This is a genomic window from Pseudomonas sp. lyk4-R2A-10 (assembly GCF_030209075.1).
Taxonomy (GTDB): Bacteria; Pseudomonadota; Gammaproteobacteria; order Pseudomonadales; family Pseudomonadaceae; genus Aquipseudomonas; species Aquipseudomonas glycinae.
Genome location: NZ_JARVSR010000006.1, coordinates 63915 through 79146, shown reverse-complemented (window position 1 = coordinate 79146; position 15232 = coordinate 63915). Strand labels below are relative to the sequence as shown.

16 protein-coding genes are annotated in these 15232 nt (G+C 62.2%); 8 read left to right on the top strand and 8 right to left on the bottom strand.

The window, feature by feature from the left end; translation table 11 throughout:
• Positions 1–21: 21 nt before the first annotated feature.
• The 7 genes from hyi to QRN46_RS09635 all read left to right on the top strand — a co-directional run bounded on the left by hyi (position 22) and on the right by QRN46_RS09635 (position 7608).
• Positions 22–804 carry a hydroxypyruvate isomerase gene (gene hyi / locus QRN46_RS09665; RefSeq protein WP_011333102.1) on the top strand — a complete coding sequence of 261 codons (783 nt, stop codon included), beginning with the start codon at positions 22–24 and terminating at the stop codon, positions 802–804.
• Between the two features lie 42 nt (positions 805–846).
• A complete protein-coding gene (locus QRN46_RS09660) occupies positions 847–1740 on the top strand; it encodes a 2-hydroxy-3-oxopropionate reductase (RefSeq protein ID WP_085605836.1) in 894 nt (297 codons plus the stop codon).
• Between the two features lie 170 nt (positions 1741–1910).
• Positions 1911–3185: a glycerate kinase type-2 family protein gene (locus QRN46_RS09655; protein ID WP_221615232.1), complete on the top strand. Its 1275-nt coding sequence runs from the start codon at positions 1911–1913 to the stop codon at positions 3183–3185.
• Positions 3182–4597: a pyruvate kinase gene (pyk, locus tag QRN46_RS09650; RefSeq protein ID WP_011333099.1), complete on the top strand. Its 1416-nt coding sequence runs from the start codon at positions 3182–3184 to the stop codon at positions 4595–4597. The genes QRN46_RS09655 and pyk overlap by 4 nt, the downstream gene beginning before the upstream one ends.
• 145 nt (positions 4598–4742) lie before the next feature.
• Positions 4743–5657: an urea transporter gene (locus tag QRN46_RS09645; RefSeq protein ID WP_221615231.1), complete on the top strand. Its 915-nt coding sequence runs from the start codon at positions 4743–4745 to the stop codon at positions 5655–5657.
• Between the two features lie 21 nt (positions 5658–5678).
• A complete protein-coding gene (locus QRN46_RS09640; RefSeq protein ID WP_039769763.1) occupies positions 5679–6503 on the top strand; it encodes an ion transporter in 825 nt (274 codons plus the stop codon).
• Positions 6504–6609: 106 nt separating this feature from the next.
• The gene (locus QRN46_RS09635) at positions 6610–7608 is read left to right on the top strand and encodes a sulfate ABC transporter substrate-binding protein (protein ID WP_085747093.1); all 999 of its coding nucleotides are present in this window, start codon (positions 6610–6612) and stop codon (positions 7606–7608) included.
• Positions 7609–7663: 55 nt separating this feature from the next.
• Here QRN46_RS09635 and QRN46_RS09630 read toward each other — a convergent pair whose 3' ends face one another.
• Positions 7664–8284 (bottom strand): DUF5666 domain-containing protein, encoded by a 621-nt coding sequence (locus tag QRN46_RS09630; protein ID WP_085655459.1) that lies wholly within the window; start codon positions 8282–8284, stop codon positions 7664–7666.
• Positions 8285–8525: 241 nt separating this feature from the next.
• On the opposite strand from QRN46_RS09630, the gene QRN46_RS09625 reads away from it, so the two are divergent.
• Entirely contained in the window at positions 8526–9713 is a 1188-nt protein-coding gene (locus tag QRN46_RS09625; protein ID WP_011333094.1) for an MFS transporter, read from the top strand.
• 45 nt (positions 9714–9758) lie between these two features.
• Here the strand turns inward: QRN46_RS09625 and QRN46_RS09620 are convergent, their stop codons facing one another.
• The 7 genes from QRN46_RS09620 to QRN46_RS09590 form a co-directional block, all read right to left on the bottom strand.
• Complete coding sequence (locus QRN46_RS09620) at positions 9759–10163, bottom strand: type II toxin-antitoxin system HicB family antitoxin (RefSeq protein ID WP_011333093.1); 405 nt, start codon at positions 10161–10163, stop codon at positions 9759–9761.
• On the bottom strand, positions 10163–10375 hold the full coding sequence (locus tag QRN46_RS09615; RefSeq protein WP_041475177.1) for a type II toxin-antitoxin system HicA family toxin: 213 nt from the start codon (positions 10373–10375) through the stop codon (positions 10163–10165). Before QRN46_RS09615 ends, QRN46_RS09620 begins: the two co-directional genes overlap by 1 nt.
• A gap of 234 nt (positions 10376–10609) precedes the next feature.
• Positions 10610–11017 (bottom strand): hypothetical protein, encoded by a 408-nt coding sequence (locus tag QRN46_RS09610; RefSeq protein ID WP_064378639.1) that lies wholly within the window; start codon positions 11015–11017, stop codon positions 10610–10612.
• Between the two features lie 25 nt (positions 11018–11042).
• Entirely contained in the window at positions 11043–12245 is a 1203-nt protein-coding gene (gene ccmI / locus QRN46_RS09605) for a c-type cytochrome biogenesis protein CcmI (protein ID WP_285354585.1), read from the bottom strand.
• On the bottom strand, positions 12242–12712 hold the full coding sequence (locus QRN46_RS09600) for a cytochrome c-type biogenesis protein (protein WP_011333089.1): 471 nt from the start codon (positions 12710–12712) through the stop codon (positions 12242–12244). The genes ccmI and QRN46_RS09600 overlap by 4 nt, the downstream gene beginning before the upstream one ends.
• Positions 12709–13245, bottom strand: coding sequence for a DsbE family thiol:disulfide interchange protein (locus QRN46_RS09595; protein WP_285354584.1), 537 nt, complete (start codon positions 13243–13245; stop codon positions 12709–12711). Before QRN46_RS09595 ends, QRN46_RS09600 begins: the two co-directional genes overlap by 4 nt.
• The gene (locus QRN46_RS09590) at positions 13242–15230 is read right to left on the bottom strand and encodes a heme lyase CcmF/NrfE family subunit (protein WP_011333087.1); all 1989 of its coding nucleotides are present in this window, start codon (positions 15228–15230) and stop codon (positions 13242–13244) included. The genes QRN46_RS09595 and QRN46_RS09590 overlap by 4 nt, the downstream gene beginning before the upstream one ends.
• Positions 15231–15232 lie beyond the last annotated feature (2 nt).

Sequence of the window (15232 nt, the reverse complement as noted above, 5' to 3'; positions counted from 1 at the left end):
AAACTGTTTTAGGAGACCACCATGCCGCGTTTCGCAGCCAACCTGTCCATGCTGTTCACCGAACAGGATTTCCTTGCCCGTTTCGATGCCGCCGCCAAGGCTGGCTTCAGCGGTGTCGAGTACCTGTTCCCGTACGATTTCAGCTCTGCCGAAATCAAGGCCAGACTCGACGCCAACGGTCTGACCCAAGTGCTGTTCAACCTGCCGGCCGGTGACTGGGCCAAGGGCGAGCGCGGTATCGCGTGCCTGCCGGACCGGGTCGAAGAGTTCCGCGCCGGGGTCGATCTGGCCATCGCTTACGCACAGGTGCTGGGCAACACCCAGGTCAACTGCCTGGCCGGTATCCGTCCGCAGGGCGTGGACGATGCCACCGTTGAAAAGACCTTCGTCGCCAACCTCAAGTACGCCGCCGACAAGCTGCAAGCCGTCGGCATCAAACTGGTGATGGAAGCGATCAACACACGCGACATCCCGGGCTTCTACCTGAACAACACGGCACAGGCCCTGTCGATTCGCGAGCAAGTCGGCAGCGCCAATCTGTTCCTGCAATACGACATCTATCACATGCAAATCATGGAAGGCGATCTGGCCCGCACCCTGCAATCGCACCTGGCCGAGATCAACCATGTGCAGCTGGCCGACAACCCGGGCCGCAACGAGCCGGGCACTGGCGAAATCAACTACCGCTTCCTGTTCGAACACCTCGATCGCATCGGTTATCAGGGCTGGGTCGGCTGCGAGTACAAACCGCTGACCACCACTGAAGCGGGCCTCGGCTGGCTGAAGACCCACAACGCGATCTGACCCCTATTTGCTTGAGCAAGACAAAAACAAGAGGAATTTCTCATGGCTAAAATCGGATTTATCGGCACCGGCATCATGGGCCACCCAATGGCGGCGAACCTGCAGAAAGCCGGTCACAGCCTGTTCCTGTCGGCGCACCACGATGCTGCCCCTGCCGACCTGGTCGCCGCTGGCGCCGTCGCTCTGGCCAACCCGCGCGAAGTGGCTCAGGAAGCTGAATTCATCATCGTCATGGTGCCGGATACCCCGCAGGTCGAAGACGTGCTGTTCCGCGCCGACGGCGTCGCGGCCGGCATCGGCAAAGGCAAGGTGGTGATCGACATGAGCTCGATCTCGCCGACCGCCACCAAGGCTTTCGCCGCGAAGATCAACGAGAAAGGCGCGCAATACCTCGACGCCCCGGTGTCCGGCGGTGAAGTCGGCGCCAAGGCCGCGACCCTGAGCATCATGGTCGGTGGCGACGCCGATGCCTTCGAACGCGCACTGCCGCTGTTCCAGGCCATGGGCAAGAACATCACCCTGGTCGGTGGCAATGGCGACGGTCAGACCGCCAAGGTGGCGAACCAGATCATCGTTGCCCTGAACATTCAGGCCGTCGCCGAAGCCCTGCTGTTCGCCTCGAAAAACGGTGCCGATCCAGCCAAGGTGCGTGAGGCATTGATGGGCGGTTTCGCCTCCTCAAAGATCCTCGAAGTGCACGGCGAGCGCATGATCAAGGGCACCTTCGATCCGGGCTTCCGTATCAGCCTGCACCAGAAGGACCTGAACCTGGCCCTGCAAGGCGCCAAGGAGCTGAACATCAACCTGCCGAACACCGCCAACGCCCAGCAAGTGTTCAGCACCTGCGCGGCCATCGGTGGCAGCAACTGGGACCACTCGGCGCTGATCAAGGGCCTGGAACACATGGCCAACTTCTCGATTCGCGACAAGAAGTAAGTTGCGTCCCTGACCCGCTCCCTGTGGGAGCGGGCTTGCCCGCGATGGCATCGACTCGCTCGGCCTGAAAGACCGCAGCGCCTGAATCGCTGGCAAGCCAGCTCCCATAAGGATCGCGTCGCTGCATCGCTGTCGCTCTATCCCAATAACAAGAATTCCGGGAGCCCGCCATGTCGGTCGATCCGCAACAACTGCTGCGCGAGCTGTTTGCCACAGCCATCGACGCGGCCCATCCGAACCAGGTCCTCGAAGCTCATCTGCCGGCCGATCGCACAGGTCGCGTGATCGTCATCGGCGCCGGCAAGGCTGCCGCTGCCATGGCGCAAGTGGTCGAGCGCTGCTGGGAAGGTGAAGTCTCGGGTCTTGTGGTGACCCGCTACGGTCACGGCGCCCCGTGCGAAAAAATCGAAGTGGTCGAAGCCGCGCACCCGGTGCCGGACGCTGCCGGGCTGGCCGTGGCCAAGCGCGTGCTGGAACTGGTCAGCAACCTGACCGAAGACGACCGCGTGATTTTCCTGTTGTCCGGCGGCGGCTCTGCCCTGCTGGCGCTGCCGGCCGAAGGCATCACCCTGGCCGACAAACAATCGATCAACAAAGCCCTGCTCAAATCCGGCGCAACCATCGGCGAGATGAACTGCGTGCGCAAGCACCTCTCGGCGATCAAGGGCGGACGTCTGGGCAAAGCCTGCTGGCCAGCGACTGTTTATACCTATGCGATTTCCGATGTGCCGGGCGACCTTGCCACGGTCATCGCCTCCGGCCCGACCGTGGCCGACCCGAGCACCAGCGCCGAAGCGCTGGCGATCATCAAGCGCTACGGCATCGAGATCCCGGCCTCCGTGCGCAGCTGGCTGCAAAGCCCGGAATCGGAAACCGTCAAACCCGGTGATCCGAGCCTGGCCCGCAGTCACTTCCAGTTGATCGCCCGCCCCCAGCAATCGCTGGATGCGGCGGCGGTGAAATGCCGTCAGGCCGGTTTCAGCACGCTGATCCTCGGCGACCTGGAAGGCGAATCCCGCGAAGTGGCGAAAGTCCACGCCGGCATCGCGCGCCAGATCATCCATCACGGTCAGCCGCTGGCGGCGCCGTGCGTGATTCTCTCCGGTGGCGAAACCACGGTGACCGTGCGCGGCAATGGCCGTGGCGGACGCAACGCCGAATTCCTCCTCAGCCTCACCGACAGCCTCAAGGGCCAACCCGGCGTCTATGCGCTGGCCGGCGACACCGACGGCATCGACGGCTCGGAAGACAACGCCGGCGCAATCATGACCCCGGACAGCTACGCCCGCGCCGCCACCCTGGGCCTGAGCGCCAGCGACGAGCTGGATAACAACAACGGCTACGGCTACTTCGCGGCGCTCGATGCGCTGATCGTCACCGAGCCGACTCGCACCAACGTCAACGACTTCCGCGCCATCCTGATCCTCGAGAGCTCTAAATCATGACGCCTGATAAAAAGGTCAAAATCCTCGCCACCCTCGGGCCTGCCGTCGACGGCATCGAAGACATCCGCGAGCTGGTCGAGGCCGGGGTCAATATCTTCCGCCTCAACTTCAGCCACGGCGACCACGCCGACCACGCCAAGCGCTATCAGTGGATCCGCGAAGTCGAGCGCCAGCTCAACTACCCGCTCGGGATCCTGATGGACCTGCAAGGGCCGAAGCTGCGGGTCGGCAAGTTCGCGGACGGCAAGGTTCAGTTGCATCGTGGTCAGGCCTTCCGCCTCGATCTGGATGCGACACCGGGCGACGAACGCCGGGTAAACCTGCCGCATCCGGAAATCATCGCGGCGCTGGAAGCCGGGATGGATCTGCTGCTGGATGACGGCAAACTGCGCCTGCGGGTCGTCACCAAATACTCCGACGCGATCGACACCACCGTGCTCAACGGCGGCGAACTGTCGGACCGCAAAGGCGTGAACGTGCCGCAAGCGGTGCTCGACCTGAGCCCGCTGACCACCAAGGATCGTCGTGACCTGAGCTTCGGTCTGGAGCTGGGTGTGGACTGGGTCGCGCTGTCGTTCGTGCAGCGTCCGCAAGACATCCTCGAGGCCCGCGAACTGATCGGCGACAAGGCGTTCCTGATGGCGAAAATCGAGAAGCCATCGGCCGTCGAGCAGCTGCGCGAGATCGCCGAGCTGAGCGACGCGATCATGGTGGCTCGTGGCGATCTGGGCGTGGAAGTGCCCGCCGAGAGCGTGCCGCAGATCCAGAAAAACATCATCACCACCTGCCGTCATCTCGGCAAACCGGTGGTGGTGGCGACGCAGATGCTCGAGTCGATGCGCTTCTCGCCGGCCCCGACCCGCGCCGAAGTCACCGACGTCGCCAACGCCGTGGCCGAAGGTGCCGATGCGGTGATGCTGTCGGCAGAAACCGCGTCCGGCGAGTATCCGCTGGAAGCCGTGCAGATGATGAGCAAGATCATCCGCCAGGTGGAGAACGGTCCGGACTACCAGACCCAACTCGACGTCAGCCGCCCGAAAGCCGAAGCGACCGTGTCCGATGCGATCAGCTGCGCAATCCGCCGGATCAGCAACGTGCTGCCGGTGGCGGTGCTGGTCAACTACAGCGAGTCCGGCGCATCGAGTCTGCGTGCGGCGCGGGAGCGGCCGAAAGCGCCGATCCTGAACCTGACGCCGAACCTGCAGACCGCCCGCCGGTTGAGCGTGGCGTGGGGCATTCATTCGGTGGTCAATGATCGCCTGCGTCAGGTGGATGAGGTGTGCTCGACCGCGCTGGAAATCGCTCAGGCGCAAGGAATGGCCGAGCGTGGCGATACGTTGCTGATCACCGCGGGTGTGCCGTTCGGGCAGCCGGGGTCGACTAATTCGCTGCGGATCGAAACATTGATTTAAGCAACACCTGTGTGGCGAGGGAGCGTGCTCCCGTCGCCCGGCATGACGGTTTCCACAAGAGACGCCGCATGCACCGGGCACGAGCTCCCTCGCCACCGTTTCACGCAAGACCCTTTGATTTTCCTACTGCCCAGATTCTCCAGACATGCCTGCCAATCATTTCAACACCCACTGCCCTGACTGGGCCGAGGCTTTGCTCAACGGCTTCAGTCAAATCTTCCTCCAGCGCCATCCGCTGTGTGGCCTGCTGTGCCTTCTGGCCATTTTATTCACCGCGCCGGTGCTGTTCGCCGGCGCGCTGCTCGGTGCGGTCGCCGGTTTGCTCACCGCGCAACGGCGCAACTACGCCAAGGCGGATCGCCAGGCCGGACTGTTCAGCTACAACGGCGTGCTGGTCGGCCTGTTGCTGAGCCTGTATTTCCCTTGGTCGCCGATGCTGCCGCCGCTGATTCTGGCGGCCGGTGGCCTGAGCGCGATGATCACGCAGCAATGGCTCAAACGCGCACGCCTCACCGAATACCTGCCCGCCTACACCGCGCCGTTCGTGTTGCTGAGCTGGGTGTTCCTGTGTTTCGCCGAGCCTTTGTCCGCCGCACCGGTGCTTGAACTGAACACCGTGAACCTGCTCGGTGCCGCCCTGAAAGGTTTCGGTCAGGTGATGTTCCTCGATCATCCGCTGGCCGGTGGTTTGATCGCTGCCGGTTTGCTGATCGCCGATCGCCGGGCCTTTGCCTGGGCGCTGCTGGCTTCGGCGATTGGCCTGGGTTCCAGCCTGTTGCACCACGACAGTCAGGTCGCGTTGCTCGGTCTGGGTGGCTACAACGCGGTACTTGCCGCCCTCGCCTTCAGCACCCAGCGCCAGCAACCGTGGCTGCCGCTGTTCGGCATCGGCCTGGCGCTGCTGTTGGCGCCGCTGTTCAGCGCCCTGGGTCTGGCGCCCCTCACTGCACCGTTCATTCTCGCCTGCTGGCTGCTGCGCACCGGCATTCGCCTGATGCGCCAACCGGAGATCAATGTCACGCCTTGCGCTCGCGGGGAGAATCAACCTAGGCTGCGCTGATCTTTGATTCAGGCGTGATCCATGGACAGTAACCAGCACTGGCGTGAACAGCTTTACGTCATGATTTTCCAGAGCGACACCCCCGCCGGGCGACGTTTCGACGGCATCCTGCTGTTGATCATTCTCGCCAGCCTGGTGATCGTGATGCTCGACAGCATCGACAGCGTTCACCGCAATTACGCCGATGTGCTGGCGTATATCGAGTGGGGGTTCACCATCATCTTTGCCGGCGAGTACATCCTGCGTCTGTACTGCTCGCCCAAACCGTTGCGCTATGCCTTCAGTTTTTACGGATTGGTGGATCTGCTGGCGATCGTGCCGGGCATCCTCGCGCTGTACTACAGCGATGCGCAGTATTTGCTGATTATCCGGATCATTCGGATGCTGCGAATTTTCCGCGTCCTCAAACTCAGTCCGTACCTCAAGCAAGCCAACTACCTGATGTCGGCGCTGCGCGGCAGCAAGCAGAAGATCGTGGTGTTTCTGGTGAGCGTCTGCACACTCGTGACGGTCTTCGGCACGTTGATGTACGTGATCGAAGGCCCGGAACACGGCTTCACCAGCATTCCCAAGGGCATCTATTGGGCTATCGTGACCCTGACCACCGTCGGCTTCGGCGACATCGTGCCGAAGACTCCGTTGGGCCAGGTGATTTCGTCGCTGGTGATGATCACTGGTTACTCGATCATCGCGGTACCCACCGGAATCTTCACCGCCGAACTGGCCAATGCGATGCGTGGTGAACAGTTGCAACACGACTGCCCGGTTTGCCAGAAAAAAAGCCATGAAAGCGGCGCCGCATTCTGTTCGCGATGCGGCAATCCGTTATTCAAAAAAATGGAATAAGCAAAGTTCTTTTTAATCTTTAAACGACTATGCGTGCCCCGCTATAGTCGCTGGCAAATGGCCTCATCTTTGTAAAAAAACACCCCTACAGAACAAGGAATGCGTAGTGAAAAAACTCTTTGGCGCCTCACTTCTCGCCGCAGGTCTTGCCTTCGGCAGCGTGGCTCAGGCCGCACCGACCCTGCTCAACGTGTCCTACGACGTGATGCGCGATTTCTACAAGGACTACAACACTGCGTTCCAGAAACACTGGCAGGCCGAACACAACGAAAACATCACGGTGCAGATGTCTTTCGGCGGTTCGAGCAAGCAAGCCCGTTCGGTGATCGACGGCCTGCCGGCTGACGTCATCACCATGAACATGGCCACCGACATCAATGCCCTGGCCGACAACGGCCAACTGGTGCCGAAGGACTGGGTCACCCGTCTGCCGAACAACAGCGCGCCGTTCACCTCGGCCACCGTATTCATCGTGCGCAAAGGCAACCCGAAAGCCCTGAAAGACTGGCCGGACCTGCTCAAGGACGGCGTGCAGGTTATCGTGCCGAACCCGAAAACCTCGGGCAACGGCCGCTACACCTACCTGTCGGCGTGGGGCTATGTGCTGAAAAACGGCGGTGACGAGAACAAGGCCAAGGACTTCGTCGGCAAGCTGTTCAAACAGGCACCGGTGCTGGATACCGGTGGCCGCGCCGCGACCACCACGTTCATGACCAACCAGATCGGCGACGTGCTGGTGACCTTCGAAAACGAAGCCGAAATGATCGCCCGTGAATTTGGCCGCGACCAGTTCGAAGTCATCTACCCGAGCGTCTCCGCCGAAGCCGAGCCGCCGGTGTCGGTGGTCGACAAAGTGGTCGAGAAGAAAGGCTCCCGCGCCGCTGCCGAGGAATACCTGAAGTTCCTGTGGTCGCCGGAAGGTCAGGAAATCGCGGCCGCCAACTACCTGCGTCCACGTGACCCGGCGGTGCTGGCCAAGTACACCGACCGCTTCCCGAAAGTCGACTTCCTGTCGGTCGAGAAGACCTTCGGCGACTGGCGCACCGTGCAGAAGACCCACTTCAACGATGGCGGGATCTTCGACCAGATCTACAGCGGCCAGTAAGGCGTGAGCTGATATGAAGAAGGCGACCTGAAGAGGTCGCCTTTTTTGTGGCCGGCTACATGGGTGGCTTGACGCCATCCTTGCCCGCCGAGATCGATTGCGCGGTCAGCGTGCCGTCCGCGCTCTGGGTCACGAAGGTAACGATCTTCACCCCGACCTTGAGCAGGCTGCGATCGCCCGGCGTCAGGTTGACGATCGGCACATCCTCCGGCACCAGGATCTTCTGCTGGCCGCCCTTGTAGTTGACGGTCAGCACCCGGCCGTTGCTGACCACCAGATCGCCGACGCTGCCGTTGGTCATGCTGCTGCCCTTGGCCAGGTCGAACGGCCGATGACCGTCGCCGCTGCCGGCCAGCTCCGGCGGAAACACATGAACCTCCAGCGCCTTGAGCGTGCCATCTTCCTGGGGAATGGCGGCCGAGCCGATGTAGCTGCCGGGCTTGATGTCTTCGATATTGGCCAGGGTGACCGCGCGAACCTTGGTGTCCGGGGTCAACTGGACCACCACGTTTTCACCCGTGTTGACGTGAATCTTGAGCGAGTCTGGACCGACCCCGGTGATTTCGCCGCGCACGCCCATGCGCATGCCGGGCGCTTCGGCGGCCTGCACGGCCGTGGCGCCGAGCAGACTGATCAGGGCAATCGTTGTGGTGTGGCGAAGCAACTGACGAAACATCGCAATCCTCCGTTGATGAATGCTGAAACCCGGTCACAACATAAGCACGCTATCGAACAAGATGTAAGTGAATGTATCATCGACGCTCAACGGTCGGACGCAAGGTTCGCCGATGAACAATGGGTTGTTCGGCGCCACCCATTCCGCAACGGAATAACTGATATCGATCAGAAGCCTCTACTGCCGGCTCGGCCCGTCCCTTAGCCTCACCGCATTCCTTTTCGCTGGATCGAGAAACCCTATGACCGCCACAACTCACGCAATGACCCGAGGCATGGTGCTGCTGTTCGCTTTCTGCTGCGGCGCCATCGTTGCCAACATCTACTACGCCCAGCCGATCATCGGCCTGATCGCGCCGGACATCGGCCTGAGCGACACCATGGCCAGTTTCATCGTGTCGCTGACCCAGATCGGCTATGCGCTGGGCCTGTTCTTTCTGGTGCCGCTGGCGGATCTGCTGGAAAACCGCCGTCTGATGATCATCACCACCGTGGTGGCAATTGCCAGCCTGCTGGGTGCGGCGTTTACCGATCAACCGAATGTGTTCCTGCTGATTTCGTTGCTGGTGGGCTTCAGCTCGGTGTCGGTGCAGGTGCTGATTCCATTGGCGGCGCATCTGGCGCCGGAAGAATCCCGTGGCCGGGTGGTCGGCGGGATCATGGGCGGTCTGCTGCTGGGGATTCTGCTGGCGCGGCCAGTGTCGAGCGTGGTCGCCGACCACCTCGGCTGGCGGGCGATGTTCATGATCGCGGCAGGCTTGATGGCCGCGATCAGCGTGGTTTTGGCGCTGACTGTGCCCAAGCGCCAGCCGGATCACAGCGCCTCCTACGGCCAATTACTCGGATCGTTGTGGACGCTGCTGCGCAAACAACCGGTGCTGCGTCAGCGCGCGTTCTACCAGGCCTGCATGTTCGCCACGTTCAGCCTGTTCTGGACTGCCGTGCCGCTGGAACTGGCGCGCAACCATGGCCTGTCCCAGAGTGAAATCGCGATCTTCGCCCTGGTCGGCGCCATCGGTGCCATCGCCGCTCCGATCAGCGGACGTCTGGCCGACGCCGGCCACACCCGCATCGCTTCGTTGCTGGCCATGCTGTTCGCCAGCCTGAGCTTCCTGCCCGCCTTCATCCACCCGGCCTACAGCGTGATCGGCCTGGCCGTGACCGGTGTGGTGCTCGACTTCTGCGTACAGATGAACATGGTGCTCGGCCAGCGCGCGGTCTACTCCCTCGACGCCAAAAGCCGCGGCCGCCTCAACGCGCTGTACATGACCAGCATCTTCGTCGGCGGCGCCTTCGGCTCGTCGGTGGCCAGTGCGGTATACGAGCATGGTGGCTGGTTGTGGATCGTGATTGTCGGCAGCGCGTTCCCGCTGCTGGCGCTGGTGCGGTTTTTGAGTGCTTCGCAGAAGCCTGTTCTGGCAACGGCCTAGAATCTGAAAGCACTGCCGGATCGCTGATCCGACAGTCCCTGATGCTCAATGCCGGACCAGTTTTTCCATGGCGGCATCCGCCAGAAAGGAAGAGCGGCTCTTGACATTGTGCTCACGCACATAGCGGTCAATGCGCTGGATGACATAGCCCGGCAACGTCACGTTGACCTTTTCGGTCTTGCCCATGTACGGCGAGATGTCCAGCTCGAGCATGCCCCAACCCATGTCCGCGAACTCCGGGTTGTTGCGATGGGTCGCCGCCGAAGTCGGCATCGGGATCGAATCACCATCCGCCGCGATCTCCTGCAGCATGATGTGGGCAATCTCGACGGCCGCGTTGTAGGCATCCTCAAACGTATCCCCGGCAGTAATCGCGCCGGGAATATCGGGGATCTGAATCCCGATGGCGGTGTTCTCGTCACCCCATTCGATGCAGATTGGGTATTGCATTACGGATCTCCTCTGTAACTGGCTGGCGGGTCGTACAACCCGGCACGCCTCCTGATGCTCTTGACCGTCCCGACCGGCAAATCCTTTTTCGGATGCGGGACGGGAATCGTGTATGGGTTGTAACGGTGCGTGAAGATGTGGTGGCTGCCGGTTATCCGGTCCAGCGTCCAGCCTGCCTCCTCCAGCTCCTTGATCAATAACCTGCTCTGCACCAACCGCCTCCTTGCTTCGGCTTAACAAAAGTAACCCTAGAGTTATCTTTACTCAAGCACAGAAATTCGCAGCACGACGTTCGGTTGTTTTGCAGCATGTGATTGATGCACTGCCCCAGCGAGCAGGCAATGACGCTTCTTGCAGAGCAAGCTCAGGCGTTGAGGACAGGATACGAGTGAGGTATTGCTCATTACCCCAGACAGCAAAACGGCGATCCAAGGATCGCCGTTTTTTTACTCCCCGAACTGCTTGCCCAGTCCCGCCGGTACGCCGTGGATGTTGGTTTCTTCCCACGGGCCGTTGGGGCTGATCGAGCGGCTCCAGCCGTTGTTCCAGCGGTAGTAGGTGCGCTGGCGGTAGAAGGTGTTGGTCTGGTCGTCGAGTACGTACACGCCCAGTTTCTGGTCCCAGTGGCTGTTGCCGCCCGGGGGCGGGGCGAAGCTGGCGGAGGTGCGCGGGACGGGTTTGGCGGGTTTGGCCGGAATGCCCGGTTTGCTCGGCGTCGGGGTGGTTGACGGGGTCGGGCCGGGTTGTGACGGCGGGATCGGCGGCAGCCTGGTGGTAGGCTCCGGTCGTTGCACCGCACATGCGCTCAAGCCCAGGGCCAGTGTGAGGACTGTGATTCGGGCGATGGCATTCATGGCGGTGCTTTCCTGTTGGTTCCGGCTATTTGTCCGGGCTGTCGATGGTCAGTGTCTGCGGCGCGGTGGTGCTGCTGGGCAGAGGCCCGCTGCGACCGACCCACTCTCCGGCGGTCGGCTGACCGGCACGGGAGATACGCGCAACCAGTTGGACTTCGGGGAAGTTCGACAGTTTCAATTGCGGCATCATTGCGTCGGCATCGCTCAGTTCGACGGTCACCGGCAGGTCGGCGACGGTCAGGCGCTTGGCCGCCAGCGGTGCCGGCGGGCCCGAGGTGGCCCGGGCAAAAATGAACACGCTATCGCCCGGTTGCACCTTGGCTTTGAGCTCGCTGGCCAGATCCACACGCACTTTCAACAACGCCGCCGCTTTCGCCGCCGGTGCCTGGGCGACCTTGCCGCCGCTGGCCTGCAGCTTTTCGGTGGCGCGGGTGATGCCGCCCTGCAGGGCCTCGCGGGATTTGTCCTGCGGCGGCAGTTGCGCCAGCAGACGGTTCCAGTAGTCGATGGCTTCCTGATAACGCTCGCCTTCGAACGCGGCGATGCCCAGCAGGCCGAGACTGGTGACTTCTTTCGGATCGGCTTTCAGCGCTTCATCGGTCAGAGCCTGAACCTTGTCCGACCATTTTTTGTTGTCGGCAAAGTACTGGGCCTGCGCCCACTGGCCGAGCAGTTCCGGCTGACGACCGGCGAGATTGACCGCGCGTTCGAACATCTTCGCCGCGTCCGCCGGGCGATCCTGGGCCATGTAGGTACGACCGAGGAAATACACGCCTTCAGCCGAATCCGGTTGTGCTGCGACTGCGCGCTCCAGACGTTGGGTCATCTCTTCCATCGACTGTGGCGCCTGGGCGAACTCGCGGGTCAGTTCGACCTTGTCGCTCGCGCCAAAGTGCAAGTACAGACCGAGGCCCAACACCGGCACCAGCACCGCTGCCAGCAATGGCAAAGGCTTGCCCAAACGCGAAACCCGCGCCGGCGCCACGCCTTCGGTGTCGGCCAGCAATTCACGGGCGGCTTCGGCGCGGCCGCTGTCCATTTGTGCGGCGTCGAGAACGCCTTCGGCCTGCTGCGATTGCAGTTCGGCGACGCGTTCCTGATACAGGGCGACGTTGAGAGCGGTTCGATCCTCCTCACGCTGGGCGCGACGTTCGCGCAGGACAGGGATCAGCAGAAAACTCAGGGCGACCAGAAGCAACAGCCCTGCGGCAAGCCAGAAATCAATCATTCTTGGTTTTTATCCAACAGTTGGTCGAGGCGCTGACGCTCTTCAGGGGACAGCGATTGCGGCGTCTCGGCGCGTTGCCCGCGACGGCGGCGGACGATCACGGCAATCACCACGAACCCACCCAGCAGCAGACCGGCCGGGCCGAACCAGAGCAAAGCGGTCTTGGCATTGAGCGCCGGTTTGTAGCGGACGAAATCACCGTAGCGATCGACCATGAAGTCGATGATCTGCTGATTGTCCTTGCCCTCGCCGAGCATGCGGAAAATCTCTTTGCGCAGGTCGGCGGCAATCGGTGCGTTGGAATCGGCGATGTCCTGGTTCTGGCACTTGGGGCAGCGCAGTTCCTTGGTCAGCTCGCGGAAACGCTCGCGATCGCCTTCTTTGGCGAACTCGTAGGTGTCGATGGCGGCGTGGGCCACACCGGCCAGGCTCAAGCCCAGCACCATGGCCGCTAAAAAGCGCTTCATGGCTTGGCCTCGTCAACCAGTGCCTGATACTTGGCCGCCAGTTTTTCCCGCCAGACCTGCTCGTCGATCACGCCGACGTACTTGTCGCGGATGATGCCCTTGGCGTCGATGAAGAAGGTTTCCGGTGCGCCGTAGACACCCAGATTCAAGCCCAGCGAGCCCTCATCGTCACGGATGTCCAGTTGATAAGGGTTGTGGAATTCGGCCAGCCACTTCAGCGCATCGGCGTTGGTGTCCTTGTAGTTGATGCCGTAGATCACTACGCCGCGCTCGGCGAGTTTGTTCAGCACCGGGTGCTCGACCCGGCAGGAAATGCACCAGGTGCCCCAGACGTTGACCAGCGCCGGTTTGCCGAGGATGTCAGCCTTGGTCAGGGTCTTGTCGCCCTGCACCGGCGGCAGGGAAAACTCCGGAAACGGTTTGCCGATCATCGCCGACGGCAGTTCCGCCGGATCCAGGTACAGACCGCGATAAAGGAATACGGCCACCAGCAGGAAAATCGCCAATGGCACCAGCATCAACCAACGTCTCATGCAGCGGCTCCTTCCATGCCCAGCGCTTCACGCACCTTGGCTTTGACCTTCACTCGATAACGCCGATCCAGCGCCGCCAGCAAACCACCGAAACCGGTCAGCAGGCCGCCGAACCAGATCCAGCGCACGAACGGTTTGACGTGAACCCGCACCGCCCAGGCGCCGTCACCCAGCGGTTCACCCAGTGCGACGTAGAGGTCGCGGGTGAAACCGGCGTCGATCCCGGCCTCGGTCATCACCGAGTTCTGCACGGTGTACAGGCGCTTTTCCGGGTGCAGCACGCTGACTTCCTGACCGTTGCGGATCACCCGAACGGTGCCCTTGTCGGAAGTGAAGTTCGGGCCTTCGAAGTGCTTGGCGCCTTCAAACACGAACTGATAACCGGCCAGATCCATCGACTCGCCCGGCGCCAGGCGCAGGTCACGTTCGGCACTGTTCTGGCTCGACAACACCACGCCCAGCGCACAGACGGCGATGCCCAGATGCGCGATCTGCATGCCCCAGTAGCTGCGGGTCAGGGTCGGCAGGCCTTTGATCAGGCCTTTGTGGCGGGTCTTGTCGAAGATGTCGCGCACGCCGGCCAGCAACACCCAGGCCGCGAGCAGGAACGTCGCGATGACGGCCCAGTTGAAATCGCCGTAAGCGACACCGGCCACCACCGCCAGCGCCACGCTGCCGAGCAGCACCGGAGTCAGCATGCTGACCAGCCATTTCACCGGGGTGTCTTTCCAGCGCACGATCACGCCGACCGCCATCACCAGCATCAACAGCGCCATCAACGGAATGAACAGCGCGTTGAAGTACGGCGGGCCGACCGACAGTTTGGCGCCGCTGATCGCATCAAGAATCAGCGGGTACAGCGTGCCAAGCAGGATCATCGACGCCGCCACTACCAGCACCAGGTTGTTACCCAGCAGCAGGGTTTCCCGCGACCACAGGTTGAAGCCGACCTGGCTCTTGACCACTGGCGCCCGCAGCGCGAACAGGGTCAGCGAGCCGCCGACCACAAACAGCAGGAAGATCAGGATGAACACGCCGCGCTCGGGATCGGAGGCAAACGCGTGCACCGAGGTCAGCACGCCGGAACGCACCAGGAACGTACCGAGCAGGCTCAGGGAGAATGCGGCAATCGCCAGCAACACCGTCCAGCTCTTGAACACGCCACGTTTCTCGGTGACCGCCAGTGAGTGAATCAGCGCCGTGCCCACCAGCCATGGCATGAAGGAAGCGTTTTCCACCGGGTCCCAGAACCACCAGCCGCCCCAGCCGAGTTCGTAGTAAGCCCACCACGAACCGAGGGTGATGCCGATGCCGAGGAAGGCCCAGGCGACGATGGTCCACGGACGCGACCAGCGTGCCCACGCTGCATCGAGACGACCGCCGAGCAATGCGGCGATGGCGAACGCGAACGCCACCGAGAAACCGACATAGCCCATGTAAAGCATCGGCGGATGAACGATCAGGCCGATGTCCTGCAGCAACGGATTGAGGTCACGACCGTCGGCCGGGATCTGCGGCAGGATCCGCGAGAAGGGGTTGGAGGTGAGGATCAGGAACAGCAGGAAACCTGTGCTGATCATGCCCATCACCGCCAGCACGCGAGCGAGCATGACTTGCGGCAACTGCCGCGAGAACACCGACACCGCGAAGGTCCAGCCGCCGAGGATCAGCGCCCACAGCAGCAGCGACCCTTCGTGGGCGCCCCACACCGCGCTGAACTTGTAGTACCACGGCAGCGCGCTGTTGGAGTTCATCGCGACGTAGGCCACGGAGAAATCGTCGGTCATGAAGGCGTAAGTCAGGCAACCGAAGGCGAACAGCAGGAACGCAAACTGCCCCCACGCCGCCGGTTGAGCGAGGCCCATCCACAGACGATCACCGCGCCAGGCACCGAGCAACGGCACCACGGCCTGCACCAGCGCAAAACACAGCGCGAGGATCATGGCCAGATGGCCCAACTCAGGAATGAAAATGCTGGATGTCATCG

Excerpts from the sequence above, each read along its gene's own strand:
- hyi (WP_011333102.1), top strand. The coding sequence starts at position 22 with ATGCCGCGTTTCGCAGCCAACCTGTCCATGCTGTTCACCGAACAGGAT.
- QRN46_RS09660 (WP_085605836.1), top strand. The coding sequence starts at position 847 with ATGGCTAAAATCGGATTTATCGGCACCGGCATCATGGGCCACCCAATG.
- QRN46_RS09655 (WP_221615232.1), top strand. The coding sequence starts at position 1,911 with ATGTCGGTCGATCCGCAACAACTGCTGCGCGAGCTGTTTGCCACAGCC.
- pyk (WP_011333099.1), top strand. The coding sequence starts at position 3,182 with ATGACGCCTGATAAAAAGGTCAAAATCCTCGCCACCCTCGGGCCTGCC.
- QRN46_RS09645 (WP_221615231.1), top strand. The coding sequence starts at position 4,743 with ATGCCTGCCAATCATTTCAACACCCACTGCCCTGACTGGGCCGAGGCT.
- QRN46_RS09640 (WP_039769763.1), top strand. The coding sequence starts at position 5,679 with ATGGACAGTAACCAGCACTGGCGTGAACAGCTTTACGTCATGATTTTC.
- QRN46_RS09630 (WP_085655459.1), bottom strand. The coding sequence starts at position 8,284 with ATGTTTCGTCAGTTGCTTCGCCACACCACAACGATTGCCCTGATCAGT.
- QRN46_RS09625 (WP_011333094.1), top strand. The coding sequence starts at position 8,526 with ATGACCGCCACAACTCACGCAATGACCCGAGGCATGGTGCTGCTGTTC.
- QRN46_RS09620 (WP_011333093.1), bottom strand. The coding sequence starts at position 10,163 with ATGCAATACCCAATCTGCATCGAATGGGGTGACGAGAACACCGCCATC.
- QRN46_RS09610 (WP_064378639.1), bottom strand. The coding sequence starts at position 11,017 with ATGAATGCCATCGCCCGAATCACAGTCCTCACACTGGCCCTGGGCTTG.
- ccmI (WP_285354585.1), bottom strand. The coding sequence starts at position 12,245 with ATGATTGATTTCTGGCTTGCCGCAGGGCTGTTGCTTCTGGTCGCCCTG.
- QRN46_RS09600 (WP_011333089.1), bottom strand. The coding sequence starts at position 12,712 with ATGAAGCGCTTTTTAGCGGCCATGGTGCTGGGCTTGAGCCTGGCCGGT.
- QRN46_RS09595 (WP_285354584.1), bottom strand. The coding sequence starts at position 13,245 with ATGAGACGTTGGTTGATGCTGGTGCCATTGGCGATTTTCCTGCTGGTG.
- QRN46_RS09590 (WP_011333087.1), bottom strand. The coding sequence starts at position 15,230 with ATGACATCCAGCATTTTCATTCCTGAGTTGGGCCATCTGGCCATGATC.